Genomic DNA, 21,973 nt, shown 5'->3' with positions numbered 1-21,973 from the left:
TGCCGGGTCGCACGGAACACGCAACCTCGCACGGTTCGGCGCCGCGGCGGTACGGCGGTACGGTCGGGCGCATGACGGAGCGGGTGACGGCGGCGTACAGCGCTCGAGCTGACGAGTACGCGACGCTGCTCGGGTCGATGGACGCCGTCCACCCGGACGACCGAGCCGTCGTCGAGGCCTGGGCAGCCGGTCGCAGCGGTCCCCTGGTCGACGTCGGGTGCGGCCCCGGTCACTGGACGGCGCACCTCGCACGGCAGGGGCACCGTGTCAGCGGCATCGACGCGGTGCCGGAGTTCGTCGAGCACGCACGACGGACGCACGGCGCAGTGGACGCGGACATCGACTTCCGGGTCGGGTCGCTCGACGCGCTCCCGCTCGCGGACGGCAGCGTCGACGGGGTCCTGGCCTGGTACTCGGTGATCCACCACGAACCGTCGCGGATCCGTGGGGCACTCGCCGAGTTCCATCGGGTGCTCGCGCCCGGCGGTGGGCTGCTGCTCGGGTTCTTCGAGGGTCCCGCGGTCGAGGCCTTCGACCACGCGGTCATCACCGCGTACCGCTGGCCGGTCGCGTCCCTGGCGGCGCTGCTGGACGGAGCGGGCTTCGACGTCGTGGACGTCCACACCCGCACGGCTCCGGAGCACCGGCCGCACGGGGCGATCAGTGCGGTGCGCCGCTGATCGCCGACGGCTGACGGCCGCCGCGCTGTCGATCAGGCGTCCGAGACCATCGAGGTCAGAGCAGCAGCGATCTCCGGCACGGAATCGAGTTCCCCCTCGGCGATCGCGACGATGAAGTCGTACGCCTGGTCGTTCGAGGCGTGGAGCCGGACGCCGTTCACGCCGAGGAAGACCACGAGCAGCATGAGCCCGAGGCGCTTGTTGCCGTCGACCAGGGTGTGGTTCCGGACGGCGGAGTGGACGAGCGCCGCCGCCTTCTCGACCAGCGTCGGGTAGGCGTCGTTCCCGCCCACCGACGCGGCGGGTCGCGCGACCGCCGCCTCGAGCAGTCCGACGTCGCGGATCGCGTAGTCAGCTCCCAGGGTCCGACGAGCGACGTGCAACGCCTCGTCGGTCGTGAGGTGGATCACTTGCCGAGTCGTTCGAGCGCCTCGGCGTAGCGCGGGAGTTCTCGGTCGAGGATGCCGTCGATCAGATCGCTGCGGCTGTGCTGCTCGACGTACTCGCGGATGGCGGCGCGCGCGACGTCCTGCATCGAGCGCTCCTCGAGGTCAGCACGCTTGCGCAACGCCGCTGCCTCGTCGTCGTCGAGTCGGAGGGTCATGGCCATGGGGTCGATGGTATCAAGAGTGGTATCTGCACGCGCGGCAGTGATCGTGGTCATGGAGCGACGGTACGAACGTCCCCCTCGACGCGGACGGGACCGGGGATCGGTTGGGGACGGCGACGGCCGCGCTGCGCCCTGTGGAGGAGCTGCCGGGATCCGTCGCAGGTCGTGGAGCTTCGTCAGCCGGTGGTGACCGCGAGCGCGGCGAGGATCTCCCGCACGGTGTCGTCGACCGATCCGTCGATCGACACCGCGACGGCGGCCTCGTCGGGCTGCGGCCGCTCGAGGGTCGCGAACTGCGAGTCGAGCAGCGTCGTCGGCATGTACTCGTGCTGGCGGTGGGACTGCCGTTCGGCGATCAGGTCGCGCGACCCGTCGAGAAAGGCGATGACGAGCTCCGGAGCGGACGCGCGCAGACGGTCCCGGTAGGCGCGCTTGAGCGCCGAGTTCGCCATCACGCACCGGGAGCCGTCCGATTCGACCGCGGCGATCCGCGCGGCGCACGCGTCGAGCCACGGCCAACGGTCCTCGTCGGTCAGCGGGATCCCCTGCCGCATCTTCTCCTTGTTGGCGACCGGGTGCAGGTCGTCGGCGTCGACGAAGACGCACGGTTCGCCCCGCGCGACCAGGGCGTCGGTGAGCGCCTGGCCGATGGTGGACTTGCCGGAGCCGGAGACCCCCATCACGAGGACGGGCGGGTGGACAGCGAGCTCGCTCATCCCTCCACAGTATTGATCCGGTGAACTCTGGTCCCCAGTTCCCGCAACACCTGTGCGGTCCCAGACCGCCGGTCGTAGGTTGGGCGCCAACGTCAGGACAAAGGAGGCCCTCGTGGCAGACAACAACGGTCAGGCGAACATCGGAGTCGTCGGACTCGCAGTGATGGGCTCGAACCTCGCCCGCAACCTCGCATCGCGCGAAGGCAACACGGTGGCGGTCTACAACCGCACGTACGCCCGCACCGAGGAGCTGCTCCAGGAGCACGGCGACGCCGGGTTCATCGCGTCCGAGGACATCGACGGGTTCGTCGCCTCGCTGTCGAAGCCCCGGACCGCCATCATCATGGTCCAGGCAGGCAAGGGCACCGACGCCGTGATCGGGCAGCTCGCCGAACGGTTCGAACCGGGCGACATCATCGTCGACGGCGGCAACGCGAACTTCCACGACACCATCCGACGTGAGCACGACCTGCGCGAGAAGGGCCTGAACTTCGTCGGCACCGGCATCTCCGGTGGCGAAGAGGGCGCGCTCAAGGGCCCGTCGATCATGCCCGGTGGTTCGAAGGAGGCCTGGGAGACGCTCGGGCCGATCCTGAAGTCGATCGCCGCGGTGGCCGAAGGTGAACCGTGCGTGACCCACATCGGTACCGACGGCGCCGGGCACTTCGTCAAGATGGTGCACAACGGCATCGAGTACGCCGACATGCAGCTCATCGCCGAGTCGTACGACCTGCTGCGTCGCGTCGGCGGGCTCTCGGTGGAGGACCTGGTGCAGGTCTTCGACGAGTGGAACAAGGGCGACCTCGAGTCCTACCTGATCGAGATCACCGGCGAGGTCCTCAAGCAGCGCGACGCCGACACCGGCAAGCCGCTCGTCGACGTCATCCGTGACGCGGCTGGCTCGAAGGGCACCGGCGTCTGGACCGTGCAGAACGCCGTGGGCCTGGGCATCCCCGTTTCGGGCATCGGCGAAGCCGTGTTCGCCCGCGCGGTGTCGTCGAAGCCGACGCAGCGTGCCGCCGTGCAGCAGTCGGTCAAGAACCGTCCGCAGATCGCCGAGGTTCCGGACACCTTCGCCGACGACGTCCGTGCGGCGCTCTACGCTTCGAAGGTCGTCGCGTACGCACAGGGCTTCGACCTCATCATCGCCGGGGCGAAGGAGTACGGCTGGGACATCGACCTCGGCAACGTCGCGAAGATCTGGCGGGGTGGCTGCATCATCCGGGCCCAGTTCCTGAACCGCATCGTCGAGGCGTACGCCGAGAACCCGAAGCTCGAGTCGCTGCTGGTCGACCCGTACTTCGCGAACGCGGTCGCCGAGGGCGAAGCCGCCTGGCGCCGCATCGTCGGCATCGCGGCCGCGTCGGGCGTCCCCGCGCCGGGCTTCTCGTCCGCGCTGTCGTACTTCGACTCGCTCGCGTCCGACCGTCTGCCCGCGTCGCTGATCCAGGGCCAGCGCGACTTCTTCGGCGCGCACACCTACCAGCGCATCGACAAGGACGGCACCTTCCACACGCTGTGGTCCGACGACGACCGCCGCGAGGTCGAGCAGGAGCCGTCCACGCACTGACGACCGCGCCCGCTGCCGCTGCTGCCCCGTTGCCGGCCACGGAGGTCGGTGCGGGTTCGGCAAGGAGGGCCTCGCTGACCGCGGGGCCCTCCGTCGCGTCAGGCGACGATGCGTTCCCGCGCCAGGTCGGCGACGAGCCGGTCCAGCCGTGGACCGCGCCCGAGCAGCCGACGCGAACCCGGGGCGGTCCGGACGAAGAACGTCGCCACGGCGGGGGTGTCGTCCGGTCGCACGTGGTGGATCGCCACCGCACACGCGCGGCGAGCACCACTGGGAGCACCAGGTCGCTCGGAGCCACCGAGTCGCCCCGAGCCGTCCGAGCCGTCGAAGCCGTCCGCCACGTCTTCGAGCCCGACGTGCACGACGCGACTCCACCGGATCACGAGCAGCCGGGTCGCCCGCCGTTCGTCGAGTTCCCACAGGGAGGCCTCGGTCGCACCGAAGGCCCAGGTCACGCGCGACCCGAGGTGGGTGTCCGGGCGGACTTCGTCGACGATGCCGCGGAGTTCCGGTGTCGGCGCCGCCGGGACGAGCCACACCGTCGGGTCGATCCGCCGGATGGCGAGCGCGAGGGCCTCGTCCGCCTGCCGCCGCCGTGCCGCCGCGGTCCGCACGACGGCGACCACGATGACCACGACGCCGAGCGCGATCGCGCCGAACTCGACGATCCCGTACCAGGAGAGGTCGACGCCCGGTGCCGTCGAGACGACGACGATCCGGGTGATCAGGAGGACCAGCCAGACGGCGACGATGACCCAGCGCAGGGTGGCGAGTCGACGTGCCGGAGACATCGGTGTCCGCCCGGCACCGCGGGCACGACCGGACCGCGGGACACCATCCGGACGCTGCAGCACGGTCCGATCCTCCCACGAGCCGCGCGCCACCTGCTGGCCGAACCCGATGAACGCGCGGGGAAGCGCGCACACACAGCCCACGAGCGGCCGGGCGACCTACGCTCGGGCGGTGACCACCGAGACGACGGACGAACCCATCGGCCAACCGACGGCGGGTCCGTCGGACGGCCCGGGCGGGCCCGATGCCCCTTCGACCCGACGTTGGACGCTGATCGCCGCGATCGTCGGCGTCGTGGCCGCCGCCGCGTTCCTCGGTGTCGCCGAGTTCGGCGCGCTGCTGCTCGGCGGAGCGGGCAGCCCCCTGGTCGCCGTCGGGTCCGCCGTCATCGACCTCGCTCCCCCGGGTGCGAAGGACTTCATGGTCTCCGTGTTCGGCACCGGGGACAAGGTCGCCCTGTTCGTGCTCATGACGGCGATCGTCATCGCGATCAGTGCCGGTGCCGGTGTCCTCGAACGTGTGCGCCCACCCTTCGGCGCCCTCGTGTTCGCCACCGGAGGTGTGCTGGCGCTGCTGGCCGTCAGCACCCGCTCGGGCAGCGGGACGCTCGACGGCGCCCCGACGGTCCTCGGCATCGCGGCGGCCGTGGTCGTCCTGCGCCTGCTGCTCCAGCGGCTGCGCCGGTGGGAGGCCGCGGCGACCGTGCCGACGGCGGCACCGCGACCCGCGTCGACGGAGCGCCGGACGTTCCTGGTCTGGGGCGTCGCGACGGCGACCGTCGCGATCGTGGTGGGCACCGCCTCCAGGCTGGGGTCGTCAGCGATGCAGGCGGCCGCTGCTGCCCGGCGGGCCATCCGGCTGCCCGCCGCGGCGACCGCTGCACCGGCCGTGCCGGCCGGTGCGTCGCTCGACATCGACGGCATCACCCCGTACATCACACCGAACGCCGACTTCTACCGGATCGACACGGCCCTGCGCGTGCCGCAGGTCGACCCCGCCGACTGGTCGCTCCGCATCCACGGCGCGGTCGAGAACGAGATCACGCTGACGTGGGACGAGCTGCTCGCGCTGCCGCTCGAGGAGCACGTGGCCACCCTGAGCTGCGTGTCGAACGAGGTCGGCGGTGACCTCATCGGCACGGCCCGCTGGTTGGGCTACCCCATCCGGGAGCTCCTCGCCCGGGCACGTCCGACGGGCGACGCCGACATGGTGCTCTCACGGAGCATCGACGGGTTCTCCGCCGGCACCCCGCTCGACGTGCTGCAGGACGACGGCACCGCGGCGCTGCTCGCGGTCGGGATGAACGGCGAACCCCTGCCGACCGAGCACGGGTTCCCGGTGCGGATGGTCGTGCCGGGCCTGTTCGGGTACGTCTCGGCGACGAAGTGGGTCACCGAGCTCGAGGTCACCCGGTTCGCCGACGCGCAGGGCTACTGGACACCGCGCGGCTGGTCGGAGCGTGGCCCGGTCAAGCTCGAGTCCCGCATCGACACCCCGCGGAACGGGTCGACCGTGACCGCGGGCAAGCCGGTCGCGATCGCGGGGGTCGCGTGGCAGCCGCACAAGGGCGTGAAGGCCGTCGAGGTCCGCGTCGGAGGCGGCGACTGGCAGCGCGCCGAACTCGCCGACTCGGTCTCCGCGGACACCTGGCGACAGTGGGTGGTGCGGTGGACGCCGACCGCCGGCTCGCACCGCATCGAGGTGCGCGCGACCAGTGCGGACGGCGAGGTGCAGACGAGCGTGGACCGGCCGCCGGCTCCCAACGGTGCGACGGGCTGGCACACGGTGACGGTCGACGCGCGCTGACGCTCCGGGAGCGGTCTGCGACACGCCCGCTCACGCCGGTCGAGGTCGCAGAAAGCGTCGGTTCGCGGGCGCGCAGGCGACACTTCGTGCCGCCTCGACGAACCTGAGCGGCATGTCGTGACCACTCGACGCCGGCGCGCTCCGGTCACCCGACGGCCTGGAGGCCCGGTGCCGGCCCGCCCCGCCCCTCACCCCGGTCGCGCGACACGCCACGTGCGTCACGCCGGGGGTGCAGGAAGCGTCGGTTCGCGGACGCGCGGGCGACACTTCGTGCCGCCTCCGCGAACCTGAGCGGCATGTCGTGACCACTCGACGCCGGGTTTCGGCGGGAAAGTCAGGGGCAGGCGTGCAGACCAGGGTCAGGCGGGCAGGGTCGCGACGACGCAGGTGCCGTCGACCTCGGCGTCCCGCTCGACCACGGTGGAGAAGCCGGCGGCCGTGAACGCAGCGGCGGACGCCTCGGCCTGGGCCTCGGACACCTCGATGACGACGGCGCCACCGGGACGGAGCCACTCCCCCGCACCCGCTGCGATGCGGCGGTGCAGGTCGAGGCCGTCCGCACCACCGTCGAGGGCAACGCGGTGTTCGTGCTCGCGGGCCTCGGTCGGCATGAGCTCGATCGAGGCCGTCGGTACGTAGGGGGCGTTCACCGCGATGACCGCCACGGCCCCGCGGAACCGATCGGGCAGCGGCGCGAACAGGTCACCGGCGACGACGATGCCGCGGTCACCGATGTTCTCGGCTGCGACGTCGACGGCGTCCGGGTCGATGTCCGTGGCAACGAGGTCGAGCGCGCCGACCCGACCGAACAGGGCCACCGAGATCGCGCCCGCACCGCAGCACAGGTCGACCACGCGGTCGTAGCGCTGCAGCCGACGTGCAGCCCGCTCGACGACGACGGTGGTGCGGGCTCGCGGCACGAAGACCCCGGGCGTCACCCGGATACGGTGCCCGTCGAAGGCGGCCCAGCCGAGCACGTACTCGAGCGGCTCACCGGCCAGCCGACGCTGCACGAGGCTCCGGAGCCGCACCGGCTCACCGTCACCGGCCTCGAGCAACAGGTCGGCTTCGTCCTCGGCGAAGACGCTCCCCGCGGCCCGGAGCCGGGCCGCGAGGGCGTCACGCGCGGGATGTGTCAAGCGGCTCCATCGAACATCGACGTCACGGAACCGTCGTCGAAGACCTCGTGGATGGCACGGGCGATGAGCGGGGCGATCGGCAGGACCTCGAGGCGGTCCCAGCGCTTGTCCATCGGCAGGGGCAGGGTGTCCGTCACGACCACGCGGTCGATGAACTCGCTCTGCAGCAGCTCGGTGGCCGGGTCGGAGAACACGGCGTGGGTCGCGGCGACGACGACACCCGTGGCGCCGGCGTTCTTGAGCGCCTCGGCAGCCTTGGCGATCGTGCGGCCGGTGTCGATGAGGTCGTCGACGAGCAGGCACACGCGGCCGCTGACGTCACCGACGATCTCGTGCACCGAGACCTGGTTCGGCACGAGCGGGTCGCGGCGCTTGTGGATGATGGCGAGCGGGGCCCCGAGCTTCTCGGACCAGATGTCGGCGACACGGACGCGGCCCATGTCGGGCGACACGACGGTGAGCGTCTTCGGGTCGAGGATCTGGCGGAAGCGCTCGAGCAGCACCGGCATGGCGAACAGGTGGTCGACGGGGCCGTCGAAGAAGCCCTGGATCTGCGCGGCGTGCAGGTCGACGCTCATGATGCGGTGCGCGCCGGCGGCCTTGAACAGGTCGGCGACGAGGCGGGCCGAGATCGGCTCGCGGCCGCGGCCCTTCTTGTCCTGGCGCGCGTAGGGGTAGAACGGCGCCACGACCGTGATGCGCTTCGCCGACGCACGCTTCAGCGCGTCGACCATGATGAGCTGCTCCATGAGCCACTCGTTGATCGGCGCGGTGTGCGACTGGATGACGAAGGCGTCGCAGCCACGGACCGACTCGTCGAAGCGGGCGTAGAGCTCACCGTTCGCGAAGGTCCGGGCATCGGTCGGCACGAGGTCGACCCCGAGCTCCTCCGCGATCTCGGCAGAGAGCGCCGGGTGTGCTCGCCCCGAGACGAGGACGAGTCGTTTCTGGCCGGTTGTCTTGATTCCGGACAAGTGCGGTGCTCACTCCCTGACCCACGAGGGGTCGATGTCGGCGACGGGTGGTCGCCGGGATCTATTCGCCGTTCGCGAGCCGAGCAGCCTCGGCCGCCGGTGTGCCGGGTCGGTGTTCCTCGACCCATCCGTCGGTGTTGCGCTGTGGGGCGTAGCTGATCGCGAGCGATCCTGCCGGAACGTCCTTGCGGACGGTGGTCCCGGCGCCGGTGTACGCACCGTCACCAATCCTAACGGGGGCGACGAACACGTTGTGCGAGCCTGTACGGACGTTCGAGCCGACCTCGGTGCGGTGCTTGTGCACGCCGTCGTAGTTCGCGGTGATGGTGTTCGCGCCGATGTTCGAGTCCTCGCCCACTTCAGCGTCGCCGATGTAGGAGAGGTGCGGGACCTTGCTGCCGCGGCCGATCCGGGCGTTCTTCGTCTCGACGAAGGTGCCGATCTTGCCGTCGTCACCGAGGATCGTGCCCGGCCGCAGGTAGGCGAACGGGCCGACCGAGGCACCGTCCCCGATCACGGCGAGGGTGGCGTCGACGCGGTTCACGGTGGCGCGGGCCCCGACCTCGGTGTCGCGCAACGTGGTGTCCGGTCCGACGACGGCACCGGCGGCGATCGCTGTGGCGCCGATGAGCTGGGTGCCGGGCAGGACCTCGGCGTCGGGCTCGATGGTGACGTCGAGGTCGATCCAGGTGGACGCGGGGTCCTGCACGGTGACGCCGGCGAGCTGGTGGCGGCGGACGATGCGGGCGTTGAGTTCCCGCGCGGCGTCGGAGAGCTGGGCACGGTCGTTGATGCCGGCGACGAGCCACGGGTCGGTCAGGGTGACCACGTCGATGCGCCCGCCGCGCTCGCTGATCAGTGCGGGGGCGTCGGTGATGTACTTCTCGCCCTGGGCGTTCGCCGTGGTGAGCGACGGCAGGGCCGCCCGGAGGCGTGCCACGTCGAACGCGTAGATGCCCGCGTTCGCCTCGGTGATGGTCAGCTGCTCGGCCGTCGCGTCCTTGTGCTCGACGACGCTGACGAAGGCGCCGGAAGCGTCGCGCACGATCCGTCCGAGGCCGGTCGGGTCCGGGGCGATGGCGCTCACGAAGGTCGCGCCGTTGCCGCCGCCGACGTGGGCGTCGACGAGGAGGCGGAGCGATGCGGCGTCGAGCAGCGGGACGTCGCCGGACAGCACCACGACGGCGCCGTCGAAGTCGGCGGGCAGTGCTTCGACCGCGACCTCGACCGCACGGCCGGTGCCGGGGACGTCGTCCTGGTCGACGACGATCGCGTCGGGGGCGCGCTCGACGACCTCGGCCGCGACGAGGTCACGCTCGTGCCGCACGACGACGGCGACGTGCTCTGGGCTGAGCGACGACGCCGTGCGCAGGACGTGCCCGATGAGCGGCAGTCCGGCGAGCCGGTGCAGCACCTTGGGCGTGGACGACTTCATGCGCGTGCCCTGCCCGGCGGCGAGGACGACGACGGCGATGCGCTGGTCGGTCATGCACCCATCCTGGCGCACCGCAGCCCGGGCCGCCCGACGCGACCACGGCCCTGTGCGGAACCGTGCGCACAACCGCAGCCTGTGGACGGACCGGCACCGCGCCTCCAGGCCGCCTGACGGGGAGCTCTGGCCGGCCCCGCCCGCCGAGGATCAGGCCCGCGCGCCCTGCGGTTCCCGCTTGACGAACGCCATCAGCACCAGCCCGGCGATGAGCACGACGACCACGCCGAGGATCCCGAACCGGGTCGACCCACCGACGGTCACCGCGACGCCGAACAGCGCCGGCGCGAGGAACGACGCGGCCCGGCCGGTGGTGGCGTAGAGGCCGAAGAGCTCGCCCTCGCGGCCGGGGGTCGTCAGCCGCGCCAGGTACGCGCGGGACGACGACTGCACCGGGCCGACGAACACGGCGAGGGTCAGCCCGAGCACCCAGAACCACTGCGTCTCGTTGCCGGCGGCGAAGACCCCGACCCCGCACACGGCGAGGCCGACGAGCGAGACCATGATGAGCGCACGCGACCCGAACCGGTCGTCGAGGCGTCCGGAGACGAACGTCGCGATGCCCGCCACGACGTTCGCGGCGATGGCGAACAGGATGACCTGCGACGGCGTGAACCCGAACACCTGCGCGGCGACGATCCCGCCGAACGTGAAGACGGCCCCGACGCCGTCGCGGAACACCGCGCTGGCGAGCAGGAACGCGAGGACGTTGCGGCGCTCCCGCCACAGCCGCGCGATGTCCCGGCCGAGGTCCGCGTAGGCACTGAACACGCCGCCGCCGCGGGTCCGGTCGGGCACCGCCTCGGGCACGGTGAGGAACAGCGGGATCGAGCTGACGGCCAGCCAGACGGCGGCGATGCCGATCGCGACGCGGACGTCCCACTGCCCGGTGGCGACCGTCGCCGGCAACTGCAGGAGCCCGCCGACGACCCCGTCGCCCCGGAAGTCCTGGATGCAGAGCACGAGCAGCAGGACGAGCAGCACGATCCCGCCGAAGTACCCGGCCGCCCACCCGATGGCGGAGACGCGGCCGGTGCGTTCCCCGGAGGCGACCTGACCGATCATGGCGTTGTAGCCGACGCTCGCGATCTCGTAGGCGACTGTGCCGATGCCGAGCAGTGCAGCTCCGAGCAGCAGGTACGGCTGGCTCGGCGCGACGAAGACCATGCCGCCGATCGACAGCGCGACGCCGATCGTGGCGATGAGGACGGAGCGGCGGCGGTGTCCGGACGAGTCCGCGAGCCGCCCCATGGCCGGTGCCACCAGGGCCACGACGATGCCCGCGATGGTCAGTGCGGTGGACACGACGGCCGCGTTGTGCGCGAGCTCGCGTTCCACGATCGCCTTGCCGGCCGCGGACGTGTCGCCGACGAGCGCCGGGTCCACGAACGCCCGGCTGGCCAGGTACGTGCTGAACACGAAGGTGGTGACGACCGCGTTGAACGCGGCGGAACCCCAGTCCCAGAGCGCCCAGGAGACGAGCGCGCGCCGGTCGGTGCGCTGCGGCACGACGGCGGCCGGTGAAGCGGTCATGCGCGAACCGTAGCGCGTCCCGGTGACGCGGCGGTGGCCCCGTTCCGGGTCACGTGCCGGACGGGAGGCACGGGGCGGCCGGGCCCCGCGCCTCCCGTCCGCACCGTGCGTGCATCGTCACCCGGTGCGAGCTTCCGCGGGGTCGCCCGCTCTGGTGCGAGGTCCCGCACTCCGTGCGAGGCCTGCGCGCCGTCACGGAGTACGGAACCTCGCACCGGACGACGCGCAGCCCGCTCAGGCCGGGACGCCGCCGGGGTAGACGACGGACTTGAGCGACTCCGGGTCGGTGTCGCTCTCGAGGGCCTCGCGGACGTCGTCGAGCCCGAAGCGACCGGTGACGAGCGAGTCGAGGTCGACCTGGCCGGACGCGACCAGCTCGATGGCGACCGGCCACGTGTTCGTGTACCGGAAGATCCCGGTGACCGTGACCTCGAGGTTCTGGATGTGCTCGACCGGCAGGGTCATCTCGGAGTTGCCGAGCCCGACCAGCACCGCGGCACCCGCCGGACCGACCGCCTTGATGCCGTCCGACACCGCTCGGGGTGCACCGCTGGCGTCGATGAACGCGTCGACGGGGACGATGTCGGAGGCGACGGACACGGCAGTGGGGTCGACGACCTCGGTGGCGCCGTACTCCAGGGCCCGCGCACGGCGCTCCGGCACCAGGTCGCTGACGACGATGCGCGACGCACCGAAGGCCTTCGCGACCTGGGCGCAGATGATGCCGATGGGACCGGCGCCGGCGATGAGCACCGAGGAACCGGGCACGATGCCGGCCTTGCGGACGGCGGCGATGCCGACGGACAGGGGTTCGAGGAGCGCGCCGGCCTCGAAGGAGACGGCGTCGGGCAGGACGTGGGCGAACTCGGCCTCGATGGTGACGAACTCGGTGAAGGCCCCGTCGACCGGCGGCGTCGCGTAGAAGCGCATGTGCGGGCAGAGGTTGTAGCGGCCGGCCAGGCACTGCGCGCAGCGGTGGCAGGGGCGTTGCGGCTCGATGGCCACGCGCTCCCCCACGCGGGACGGGTCGACGCCCTCGCCGGCGGCCTCGATCGTGCCGGACAGCTCGTGCCCGAGGACGAGGGGCTCCTCGACGACGAAGTCGCCGATGCGGCCGTGGCGGTAGTAGTGCACGTCGGAGCCGCATACCCCCACGGCGGCGACCCGGACGAGCACGTCGCCGGGGCCGACGGCGGGGACGGGGCGGTCCTCGACGGTGAGGTCCTGGGTGCCGAGCAGGACGCTGGTGCGCTGGGTGGAGGTCATGCGGTTCTCGCTTCCTCGGCCGCGTCGTCGCGGCCGGACGTGTGGGTGGTGGAGGGGGCGGCGGCGGGCGCCGCGGGCATGCTCGCCGTCGCCGGTGCCGGTGCCGGTGCCGGTGCCGGTGCCGGTGCCGCCGGCATCGTGGCGTCGCGCAGCAGCTCCGCGAAGCCGATCTCGGCGGCGCCACGGACCAGGACGTCACGGCCGAGTGCCGCCGGGACGATCCGGAGCCGATCGGTCATCGCGGCCATCGTCTGCGCGCGGACGTCGGTCTCGACCCGGTCGCCGACGTGTCCGAGCAGCGCACCGAGGAACCCGCCGAGCACGACGACCTCGGGGTCGACGGTGTGGATGGCGTTCCGCAGTGCGGTCGCGAGTGCGGTGACCTGTCGGTCGACGACCCGCTCGACCTCGGGCCGGCCCTCGGCGAGCGCCGCGGCGAGCGCGTCGAGGTCGTCCGGCGGGGTCCCGGTGACGGCGGTGAGGGCGGAGCGTGAGGCCTCGGTCTCCAGGCAGCCGACCGCACCGCAGTGGCAGCGGATCCCGTTCGCCGCGACGAAGGTGTGCCCGAGCTCGCCCGCGTACCCGTCGGCGCCGCTGAAGGGCCGGCCGGCGCTGACGATCCCGCCGCCGATGCCGCTCGCGCCGCCGTTCAGGTACACGAGGTCGTCGACGCCGCGGGCGCTGCCGTACAGCCGTTCCGCCCAGGCGCCGAGGTTGGCGTCGTTCGCGGCCCGGACCGGCAGCCCCAGGCGTTCCGCGAGCGGTGCGGCGAGGGGTTCGTCACGCCATCCGAGGTGCGGGGCGTCGCGCACGGTGCCGTCCTCGACCCGCACGATGCCGGGCACGGCGACGCCGACCCCGACGATACGGGCCGCCGGTCCGGTGCGGGCGAGGAGTGCTGCGAGGACCCGGGCGACGGCCTCGATGGCCTGCGCCGCGGTGGGCACGGTGGTCTGCGGCTCGACCAGCCGGTCGCGGACGGTGCCGTCGAGGCCGACGAGGGCGACCCCGACAGCGTCGATCTCGACCGTGACCGCGGCGGCGAGGACGTCGGCGGACGCCCGGACGACCCCGCTCGGCCGTCCGACACCGGCACCCGGGGTCCCCGCGGCGGGGGTCTCCTCGTGCACGAGCCCGGCGTCGACGAGTTCCCCGACGAGCGCGAGGATGGTGGAGCGGTTCAGGCCGGTGCGCCGGGTGAGTTCGGCGCGGGTGACGGGGCCGTCCTCGTGGACGAGCCGGAGGACGCGCGCGGCGTTGCCCGGCGTCGCCGTGGGCTGCCGTGCCATGGGTCCTCCTCGGTGGTGGGCGGGGTCCTGGGTGGGGTTTCGGGCTGAGCGACGAGTTTCGCACCGGCGGGCCCGTGAACTGTCGCGCAGCGCGAAACCTCGGCGACCGCGACCGGCCGGTCAGCGCGACTGCGAGAACGCCGCGTCGAACGCGGCGTCCGGTGGCGCGATGGTACCGAGCTGCCGGACGAACGCCAGCGCCTCGGGCCCGCCGATGAGCCGGTCCATGCCGGCGTCCTCCCACTCGACGCTGGTCGGTCCGGTGTACCCGATGTGGTTCAGCACGCGGAACACCCGCTCCCACGGCACGTCCCCGTGGCCGGCGGTGACGAAGTCCCACCCGCGCCGGGGGTCGCCCCACGGCAGGTGCGAGGACAACCGCCCGTTGCGCCCGTCGAGCTGCTTCACCGACTCCTTGCAGTGCACGTGGTACACGCGGTCGGCGAAGTCGAGCAGGAACGCGGCGGGGTCGAGGTCCTGCCAGACGAAGTGCGACGGGTCGAAGTTGAACCCGAACGCCGGCCGGTCGCGGAACACCTCGAGGGTCCGCGCAGCGGTCCAGTAGTCGTAGGCGATCTCGGACGGGTGGACCTCGAGCGCGAACCGGACCCCGACCTCCTCGAAGACGTCGAGGATCGGTGACCAGCGGTCGTGGAAGTCCTGGTACCCGGCGTCGATCATCCCCGGGGGCACGGGCGGGAACCCGGCGACGGTCTTCCAGATCGACGAGCCGGAGAAGCCCGTGACGGTGTCCACCCCGAGCGCCGCGGCGGCACGGGCGGTCCACTGCAGCTCCTCGGCCGCACGCTGCCGCACGCCCTCGGGGTCGCCGTCGCCCCACACGTGCGGCGGGACGATGTCCTCGTGCCGCTGGTCGATGGGGTCGTCGCACACGGCCTGGCCGACCAGGTGGTTGGCGATCGTCCAGACCTGCAGCCCGTTGCGTTCCAGGATCGCCTTGCGCTCGGCGACGTACGAGGGGTCCGTCGCGGCGCGCCGGACGTCCAGGTGGTCACCCCAGCACGCGATCTCCAGCCCGTCGTAGCCCCACTCGCCGGCGAGCCGGGCGACCTCCTCGAAGGGCAGGTCGGCCCACTGTCCGGTGAACAGGGTGACCGGCCTGGAGGCCCGGGTCGTCTCCGTCGTGTCGCTCGCGTCCGTCGTCGTCATCGTCGTCGTCCTTCTTCGCGGTGGTCGGGTTCCGTCACCAGGATCCGGGTGCGGACCCGGCGGGGACGGTGGCGGGTCGCTCGACGCGCGAGTGCACGTCGACGACCGAGTGGTCTCGGGCGGCGGCGGAGACCGCCTCCATGACCTCGAGCACGTGGAACGCGAGGTCGCCGGAGGCTCGGTGCGGTCGGTCCGTCGCGATCGCGTGCGCCATGTCGGCGAGGCCGTAGCCGCGGCCGGCGTCGGCGTACCCGGCGGCGACCGGCAGGTCACGCCACGAGCGGTCGTCGGCGGTGGCGATCGACACGGTGTCCGAGAACCGGTTCGGGTCCGGGACGCCCAGGGTGCCCGCGGTGCCGTAGACCTCGAACAGCGGGGCGCGGGTGGCCCAGACCTCGAACGAGACGGTCACGGTGGAGACCACGCCACCCTCGTGCTCGAGGATCGCCACGACGTGCGTGTCGATGTCGACCGGGATCGACGTGCCGGCGTTCGGCCCGGTGGCGATCGTCCGTTCGCGGGTGGAGCGGGTGGCGCTGCCGCTGACCCGCACGACCGGCCCGAAGAACGTGACGAGGCTGGTCAGGTAGTACGGCCCCATGTCGAGGAGCGGTCCGCCGCCCGGCTGGTAGTAGAACGCCGGCGCGGGGTGCCAGAGCTCGTGTCCGGGGGCGCTCCAGGCGACGGCGGCACCGACCGGGGTGCCGATCGCGCCGTCGTCGAGGGCCGCGCGTGCGGTCTGGATGCCCGTGCCGAGGACGGTGTCCGGGGCGCTGCCGACGCGCAGGCCAGCGGCGCGGGCAGCCTCGAGCACCGGTGCGGCCTCGGCGGTGGACATCGCGAGCGGCTTCTCGCCGTAGACGTGCTTGCCCGCGGCGAGGGCCCGGGTGGCGATGTCGGCGTGCGCGGCCGGGATCGTCAGGTTGAGCACCACGTCGACGTCGTCGGCGGCGAGCAGGTCGTCCACGGTGGTGCCGCGAACGCCCTGTGCCGCACCGACCTGCTGGGCGCGGGCGACGTCGAGGTCGGCGACCGCGGCGAGCTCGAGGCCGGGCAGGGCCGGGAAGTGCTCGAAGTACTGCTGGCTGATGACCCCGACGCCGACCACGCCGACGCGGAGCACCCCCTCGTTCACCGTGCTGCCCACAGGAGTCCCCGTTCGATGATGGTGCGGAGTGGCTGCGACTCGACGACCTCGAGGCGGTGCCCTGGTGCGGAGACGAACACGCGGCCCTCGCCCCACTGCCGTGTCCAGATCGCCGGTGCGGTGACCGGTCGGTTCCAGGCGTCGAAGTCGCGCGCATCCTGGGTGGTGGTCGCGAGGACGTCGTTGTACTCGTCGGACAGCACCCAGTACTGCTCGGTGACGAGGTCGAAGTCCTCGATGCCCTGCGTGATCGGGTGCGCGTGCCCGAGGTCGGTGAGGTGCACCGTGTACGGGATGTAGTTGTCCGACTGTTCCCCGACGCGCTCGTCGGGGTGCTTGCCCGCGTGGTGGGCGAACTGGCCGCCGACCATGTGCAGGTAGTCGGCGGTGTTCCGGAACGCGTCCGCGATGCCGCCGTGCCAGCCGGCCAGTCCGGCGCCGCCCAGGACCGCGCGCTGCAGCCCGGCGAACTCGTCGGCAGCGATGGTCGACATCGTGACGACCTGCACGATCAGGTCGACCTCGTCCATGACGGCGGCGTCGGCGTAGACGGCCGTCGAGTCCGACACCCGGACCTCGAACCCGTTCTCGCGCAGGAACGGGACGAACAGGTCGGTGGTCTCGACGGGCTGGTGGCCGTCCCACCCGCCGCGGACGACGAGCGCCTGGCGGGTCTGCTCGGCGGCGCTCACGAGGTCGCCGTCCAGGTGCTGCCGGCGGCGGCGCTGCGCTCGACCGCATCGAGGACCCGCTGCACGTGCAGGCCGTCGGCGAACGACGGCGACGGGTCGGTGCCGGCGACGATCGCGTCGACGAAGTCCTTCACCTGGTGGCTGAAGGTGTGCTCGTACCCGATGAGGTGCCCGGTCGGCCACCACGCGGCCATGTAGGGGTGCTCGGGTTCGGTGACGAGGATGCGGCGGAACCCCTGCTCCCCCGCCGGGGCGTTCGACTCGTACAGCCGGAGCTCGTTCATCGCCTCGAGGTCGAACTGGATCGCGCCCTCGGACCCGCTGATCTCGAGCGTCAGACCGTTCTTCCGCCCGGTCGCGTAGCGCGTGGCCTCGAACGTGCCGATCGCACCGTCGGCCGCGCCGCCGTCGAGTCGTGCGGTGAAGAACGCGGCGTCGTCGACGGTGACCTGCCCGCGCTCGCTCGACGCGGTGCCGGAGAGCCCGACCCCCTCGGCCATCAGCGGACGCTCCGTCACGAAGGTCTCGAGCGTGCCGGAGACGGTGGCGAGCGACGCGCCCGTGACGTGCTCGACCAGGTCGATGGCGTGCGCGCCGATGTCCCCGAGCGCACCGGAGCCAGCGAGCGACTTGTCGAGGCGCCAGGTCATCGGGCCGTCCTCGTCCGCCAACCAGTCCTGCAGGTAGAGCGCGCGGACCTGGCGCACGGTGCCGATCCGGCCGTCCTGCACCAGCTGCCGGGCGAACGCAATGGCCGGCACCCGGCGGTAGCTGAACCCGACCATCGCCCGGACGCCCTGTGCACGCGCGGCGTCGGCGGCGGCGGTCATCGCCTCGGCCTCGGCGACGGTGTTCGCGAGCGGCTTCTCGCACAGGACGTGCTTGCCGGCCTGGAGCGCGGCGATCGCGATCTCGACGTGCGAGGACCCCGGGGACACGACGTCGACCACGTCGATGTCCGGATCGGCGACGACGGCACGCCAGTCGGTGGACGCCGCCTGCCAGCCGTACTGCTGCCGAGCGGCTTCGGTGCGTCCGGGATCACGCCCGACGACCACGGCCATCTCCGGCTCGGCTCCGAGGTCGAAGAACCTGGGGGCGGTCCGCCACGCCTGTGAGTGTGCGGCTCCCATGAAGCCGTGCCCCACCATCGCGACCCGCAGTCGTTGCTGCACCGTCGACTCACTTGCCATCCGCTCGCTCCTTTGCGATCACGTGCTTGCCACAGCCAACACTACCGCTTATGTTGGGCGCGGCAACATTTTGTTTCGACGACGAACGGTGACCACCATGGCAACGACGCCCACCCGTGCAGACAAGTTCTCCTTCGGTCTCTGGACCATCGGCTACAACGGCTCCGACCCCTTCGGCGGGCCGACCCGACCCGCCCTCGACGTGGTCGAGGCGGTCGAGAAGCTCGACGAGCTCGGGGCCTACGGCCTGACCTTCCACGACGACGACCTGTTCGCGTTCGGTTCCACCGACGCCGAACGCCAGACCCAGATCGACCGCCTCAAGGGCGCGCTCGAGTCGACCGGGCTCGTCGTGCCGATGGTCACGACGAACCTGTTCTCCGCCCCGGTCTTCAAGGACGGCGGCTTCACCTCGAACGACCGGCAGGTCCGCCGCTTCGCGCTCCGCAAGGTGCTCCGCAACATCGATCTCGCCGCCGAGCTCGGCGCGTCGACGTTCGTGATGTGGGGTGGCCGCGAAGGCTCCGAGTACGACAGCGCCAAGGACGTGCAGGCCGCGCTCGAGCGCTACCGCGAGGCCGTCAACCTGCTCGCCCAGTACGTCACCGACAAGGGCTACGGCATCCGGTTCGCCATCGAGCCGAAGCCGAACGAGCCCCGCGGCGACATCCTCCTGCCGACCCTCGGTCACGCGATCGCCTTCACCGAGACGCTCGAGCGCCCGGAGATGTTCGGCATCAACCCCGAGGTCGGCCACGAGCAGATGGCGGGCCTGAACTTCACCGCCGGCATCGCCCAGGCGCTCTACCAGGGCAAGCTCTTCCACATCGACCTCAACGGTCAGCGCGGCATCAAGTACGACCAGGACCTGGTGTTCGGTCACGGCGACCTGCAGAACGCGTTCTCGCTCGTCGACCTGCTCGAGCACGGCGCCCCGCAGGGCGGCCCGGCGTACGACGGCCCGCGCCACTTCGACTACAAGCCGAGCCGCACCGAGGACATCACCGGCGTCTGGGACTCCGCGTCGGCCAACATGCGCATGTACCTGCTCCTCAAGGAGCGTGCGCAGGCGTTCCGCGCCGACCCCGAGGTGCAGGCAGCGCTCGAGGCCTCCAAGGTCGGCGAGCTGTCGACGCCGACGCTGAACGACGGCGAGTCGTACGACACGTTCCTCGCCGACCGTTCCGCCTACGAGGACTTCGACGCCGACGCGTACTTCGGCGGCAAGGGCTTCGGCTTCGTCCGCCTGCAGCAGCTCGCGATGGAGCACCTCATGGGCGCGCGGAATTGAACGCGGACGCGCCAGCGGCCGCATTCTGCGCGCCGAGGCGGCCTGCCGCCGAGGAGAACTGATGGCACTCGTCGCGGGGGTCGACTCGTCGACCCAGTCCTGCAAGGTCACCATCCGTGACGCCGCGACCGGTGCGGTCGTCCGCGAGGGACGCGCGTCCCACCCGGACGGCACCGCCGTCGACCCCCGTCACTGGTGGGACGCCCTCGGTGCCGCCGTCGCGGACGCCGGCGGCCTCGACGACGTCGGTGCCGTCGCCATCGCCGGGCAGCAGCACGGCATGGTCGCGCTCGATGCCGACGGCCGCGTGGTCCGCGACGCCCTGCTCTGGAACGACGTCCGCAGTGCGGACGCGGCCGCGCAGATGGTCGACGAGCTCGGCCAGGAGGCGTGGGTCGCCCGGACGGGGCTGGTGCCGGTCGCGTCGTTCACCGGTACCAAGCTGCGGTGGCTCCGCGACGCGGAGCCCGAGAACGCGGCCCGCGTCGCGGCCGTGGCGCTCCCCCACGACTGGCTGTCGTGGCGGCTCCGCGGGTACGGACCGGCGGACGAGAGCCCGCTCGGCCCCGACCTCGACGCCCTGGCGACGGATGCGTCCGACGCCAGCGGCACGGGGTACTGGGACCCGGTGCGCCGCGAGTACGACCCGGAGCTGTTCGAGCTCGCGCTCGGGCGGCCGATGCGGCCGGCGTCGATGGGTGACGACGACGCCGTGGTCGTGCCCCGCGTGGTCGCTCCCGACGAGGCGATGGGCGCCCTGTCCACCGACGTCGAGCTGCCCGGCGGCGCGGTCGCCCGGTCCGGCCTCGTCATCGGCGCCGGACTCGGCGACAACGCCGGGGCAGCGCTCGGCCTGGGTCTCGGCCCGGGTGACGTCGCGGTGTCCCTGGGCACGAGCGGCACGGTCTTCGGGGTCAGCGACGCCGAGGTGCGTGACCCGCGCGGGACCGTGGCGGGCTTCGCCGACGGGACCGGGTCGCGCCTCCCGATCGTCACGACGCTCAACGCGGCCCGCGTGCTCGAGGTGATCGGCGGCCTGCTCGGCGTCGACCACGACGCACTCGGCGAGCTGGCGCTGCAGGCGCCGGCCGGGGCCGACGGCCTCGTCCTGGTGCCGTACTTCGTCGGCGAGCGCACGCCCAACCGGCCGGACGCGACCGCATCGCTGCTCGGCATGACGCCGGCGACCACCGACCGGGCGCACCTGGCCCGGGCGGCCGTCGAGGGGATGCTCTGCGCCCTCGCCGACGGACTGGCCGCGGTGCAGGACACCGGGGTGACCGTCGAGCGGCTGCTGCTCATCGGCGGCGCTGCGCGGAACCCGGCGGTCCGCGCCGTCGCCGCGCAGGTGTTCGGCCGTGACGTCCTGGTGCCGGAGCCCGGCGAGTACGTCGCCGCGGGTGCTGCGAAGCAGGCCGCGTGGGCGCTCACCGGCGCACTGCCGACGTGGGACACCGCGACGACCACCGTGCCGTCCGACCCGCACCCCGAGGTGCTCGAGCAGTACCGCGCCGCGGCGCGCTGACCGACGCACCGGATCCGACACTCCCCGCCCCCGGCGCCCTCCACCAGGGCGCCGGGGGCATCATCGTCCCCGGAGGACACCCATGCCACTGACCGACCTGCCCCTCGACGCGCTCCGCGCCCACCGCTCGGACGTCCGTCGTCCCGCTGACTTCGACGCCTTCTGGGCGGACACGATCGCCGCCGCCCGGACCGCGGGCGAGGGGTTCGAGACGACCCTCGTGCCGGCCGAGACCCCGGTGACCGGGCTCGTCGTCGAGGACCTCACGTTCCCCGGGTTCGCCGGTGACCCGGTGCGGGCGTGGGTCAACCGTCCCGTGACCGACGACCCGGGCGCGCTGCCGGTCGTCGTCGAGTTCCTCGGCTACGGCGGTGGCCGTGGTCGGCCGGGCGAGCGCGTGCACTGGGCCCTCGCCGGCTACGTGCACGTGGTGATGGACACCCGCGGCCAGGGCTCCGGGTGGGCCGGCGGCGACACCCCGGACCCGCACGGCTCCGCACCGCACGCCAGCGGCTGGATGACGAGCGGCATCGGCTCGCCCGCCGACCACTACTACCGCCGCGTCTACACCGACGCCGTGCGGCTCGTCGAGGCGGTGCGCACGCTGCCCGGGGTCGACCCCGAGCGCATCGCCCTGACCGGCGGCAGCCAGGGCGGCGGCATCACGATCGCCGCAGCGGCCCTGGTCGAGGCACACGTCGGACCGGTCGCCGCGGTGCTGCCCGACGTGGCGTTCCTGGCCGACTGGCGGAACGGCACCGACGTCGCGGTCGGCGGGCCGTACCTGGAGCTCGCGCAGTACCTCGCCGTCCACCGCGACGCGGCCGACACCGTGTGGGAGACCGCCGCGTACCTGGACGGGGTGAACCACGCCGTCGGCATCACCGCTCCCTCGCTGTTCTCGGTCGCGCTGATGGACGACGTCGTGCCGCCGCGCACGACCTTCGCCGCGTTCAACGCCCTCGGCTCCACCGACCGCGAGATCGTCGTGTACCCGTACAACGGGCACGAGGGCGGCGGCTTCCGGCACTGGGAGCGTCAGGCGGCGTTCCTGGCGGACCGCTTGCGCTGACGGACGTCGGGCGGCGGAC

The 21,973-nt window shown here is 72.5% G+C and carries 20 protein-coding genes; 6 read left to right on the top strand and 14 right to left on the bottom strand.

What is annotated here, in order from left to right:
* The first annotated feature begins 71 nt into the window (after positions 1-71).
* The gene (locus DEI96_RS04085; RefSeq protein WP_111024775.1) at positions 72-680 is read left to right on the top strand and encodes a class I SAM-dependent methyltransferase; all 609 of its coding nucleotides are present in this window, start codon (positions 72-74) and stop codon (positions 678-680) included.
* Between the two features lie 32 nt (positions 681-712).
* Here DEI96_RS04085 and DEI96_RS04080 read toward each other — a convergent pair whose 3' ends face one another.
* The 3 genes from DEI96_RS04080 to DEI96_RS04070 form a co-directional block, all read right to left on the bottom strand.
* Positions 713-1,090 (bottom strand): type II toxin-antitoxin system death-on-curing family toxin, encoded by a 378-nt coding sequence (locus DEI96_RS04080; RefSeq protein ID WP_111024776.1) that lies wholly within the window; start codon positions 1,088-1,090, stop codon positions 713-715.
* On the bottom strand, positions 1,087-1,344 hold the full coding sequence (locus tag DEI96_RS04075; protein WP_258372989.1) for a ribbon-helix-helix protein, CopG family: 258 nt from the start codon (positions 1,342-1,344) through the stop codon (positions 1,087-1,089). The genes DEI96_RS04080 and DEI96_RS04075 overlap by 4 nt, the downstream gene beginning before the upstream one ends.
* A gap of 122 nt (positions 1,345-1,466) precedes the next feature.
* The gene (locus DEI96_RS04070) at positions 1,467-2,006 is read right to left on the bottom strand and encodes a gluconokinase (RefSeq protein WP_111024777.1); all 540 of its coding nucleotides are present in this window, start codon (positions 2,004-2,006) and stop codon (positions 1,467-1,469) included.
* Between the two features lie 112 nt (positions 2,007-2,118).
* Between DEI96_RS04070 and gnd the strand changes: the two genes are divergently transcribed.
* Positions 2,119-3,576: an NADP-dependent phosphogluconate dehydrogenase gene (gene gnd / locus DEI96_RS04065; RefSeq protein WP_027464472.1), complete on the top strand. Its 1,458-nt coding sequence runs from the start codon at positions 2,119-2,121 to the stop codon at positions 3,574-3,576.
* 98 nt (positions 3,577-3,674) lie between these two features.
* Here gnd and DEI96_RS04060 read toward each other — a convergent pair whose 3' ends face one another.
* A complete protein-coding gene (locus DEI96_RS04060; RefSeq protein WP_146246963.1) occupies positions 3,675-4,430 on the bottom strand; it encodes a hypothetical protein in 756 nt (251 codons plus the stop codon).
* A 109-nt stretch (positions 4,431-4,539) separates the two neighbouring features.
* On the opposite strand from DEI96_RS04060, the gene DEI96_RS04055 reads away from it, so the two are divergent.
* The gene (locus tag DEI96_RS04055) at positions 4,540-6,174 is read left to right on the top strand and encodes a molybdopterin-dependent oxidoreductase (protein ID WP_111024779.1); all 1,635 of its coding nucleotides are present in this window, start codon (positions 4,540-4,542) and stop codon (positions 6,172-6,174) included.
* A 359-nt stretch (positions 6,175-6,533) separates the two neighbouring features.
* On the opposite strand, the gene DEI96_RS04050 is transcribed toward DEI96_RS04055, so the two are convergent.
* From DEI96_RS04050 to DEI96_RS04005, 10 genes are all read right to left on the bottom strand, one after another.
* Positions 6,534-7,313 carry a putative protein N(5)-glutamine methyltransferase gene (locus tag DEI96_RS04050; RefSeq protein ID WP_111024780.1) on the bottom strand — a complete coding sequence of 260 codons (780 nt, stop codon included), beginning with the start codon at positions 7,311-7,313 and terminating at the stop codon, positions 6,534-6,536.
* Complete coding sequence (locus DEI96_RS04045) at positions 7,310-8,287, bottom strand: ribose-phosphate diphosphokinase (protein ID WP_027464468.1); 978 nt, start codon at positions 8,285-8,287, stop codon at positions 7,310-7,312. The genes DEI96_RS04050 and DEI96_RS04045 overlap by 4 nt, the downstream gene beginning before the upstream one ends.
* A 61-nt stretch (positions 8,288-8,348) precedes the next feature.
* The gene (gene glmU, locus DEI96_RS04040; protein WP_071405222.1) at positions 8,349-9,776 is read right to left on the bottom strand and encodes a bifunctional UDP-N-acetylglucosamine diphosphorylase/glucosamine-1-phosphate N-acetyltransferase GlmU; all 1,428 of its coding nucleotides are present in this window, start codon (positions 9,774-9,776) and stop codon (positions 8,349-8,351) included.
* Positions 9,777-9,926: 150 nt separating this feature from the next.
* Positions 9,927-11,309 (bottom strand): MFS transporter, encoded by a 1,383-nt coding sequence (locus tag DEI96_RS04035; RefSeq protein ID WP_071405221.1) that lies wholly within the window; start codon positions 11,307-11,309, stop codon positions 9,927-9,929.
* Between the two features lie 234 nt (positions 11,310-11,543).
* The gene (locus tag DEI96_RS04030; RefSeq protein WP_111024781.1) at positions 11,544-12,575 is read right to left on the bottom strand and encodes an NAD(P)-dependent alcohol dehydrogenase; all 1,032 of its coding nucleotides are present in this window, start codon (positions 12,573-12,575) and stop codon (positions 11,544-11,546) included.
* Positions 12,572-13,864: an ROK family transcriptional regulator gene (locus DEI96_RS04025; RefSeq protein ID WP_284183631.1), complete on the bottom strand. Its 1,293-nt coding sequence runs from the start codon at positions 13,862-13,864 to the stop codon at positions 12,572-12,574. The genes DEI96_RS04030 and DEI96_RS04025 overlap by 4 nt, the downstream gene beginning before the upstream one ends.
* A gap of 120 nt (positions 13,865-13,984) precedes the next feature.
* Positions 13,985-15,034: a sugar phosphate isomerase/epimerase family protein gene (locus tag DEI96_RS04020; RefSeq protein WP_111024603.1), complete on the bottom strand. Its 1,050-nt coding sequence runs from the start codon at positions 15,032-15,034 to the stop codon at positions 13,985-13,987.
* Between the two features lie 34 nt (positions 15,035-15,068).
* Complete coding sequence (locus tag DEI96_RS04015; RefSeq protein WP_111024604.1) at positions 15,069-16,181, bottom strand: Gfo/Idh/MocA family protein; 1,113 nt, start codon at positions 16,179-16,181, stop codon at positions 15,069-15,071.
* Complete coding sequence (locus DEI96_RS04010) at positions 16,166-16,873, bottom strand: ThuA domain-containing protein (RefSeq protein WP_111024605.1); 708 nt, start codon at positions 16,871-16,873, stop codon at positions 16,166-16,168. The genes DEI96_RS04015 and DEI96_RS04010 overlap by 16 nt, the downstream gene beginning before the upstream one ends.
* Positions 16,870-18,066: a Gfo/Idh/MocA family protein gene (locus tag DEI96_RS04005; protein WP_258372962.1), complete on the bottom strand. Its 1,197-nt coding sequence runs from the start codon at positions 18,064-18,066 to the stop codon at positions 16,870-16,872. Before DEI96_RS04005 ends, DEI96_RS04010 begins: the two co-directional genes overlap by 4 nt.
* A 97-nt stretch (positions 18,067-18,163) precedes the next feature.
* On the opposite strand from DEI96_RS04005, the gene xylA reads away from it, so the two are divergent.
* The 3 genes from xylA to DEI96_RS03990 all read left to right on the top strand — a co-directional run bounded on the left by xylA (position 18,164) and on the right by DEI96_RS03990 (position 21,954).
* Positions 18,164-19,357, top strand: coding sequence for a xylose isomerase (xylA, locus tag DEI96_RS04000; RefSeq protein ID WP_111024642.1), 1,194 nt, complete (start codon positions 18,164-18,166; stop codon positions 19,355-19,357).
* A gap of 61 nt (positions 19,358-19,418) precedes the next feature.
* On the top strand, positions 19,419-20,882 hold the full coding sequence (xylB, locus tag DEI96_RS03995; protein WP_111024606.1) for a xylulokinase: 1,464 nt from the start codon (positions 19,419-19,421) through the stop codon (positions 20,880-20,882).
* A gap of 82 nt (positions 20,883-20,964) precedes the next feature.
* Entirely contained in the window at positions 20,965-21,954 is a 990-nt protein-coding gene (locus DEI96_RS03990) for an acetylxylan esterase (RefSeq protein ID WP_111024607.1), read from the top strand.
* Positions 21,955-21,973 lie beyond the last annotated feature (19 nt).

It is taken from the genome of Curtobacterium sp. MCLR17_031 (assembly GCF_003234775.2).
In the GTDB taxonomy this organism is placed as follows: Bacteria; Actinomycetota; Actinomycetes; order Actinomycetales; family Microbacteriaceae; genus Curtobacterium; species Curtobacterium flaccumfaciens.
The sequence above is the reverse complement of the archived record's forward strand: the minus strand, read 5'-3'. Positions and strand labels throughout refer to the sequence as shown.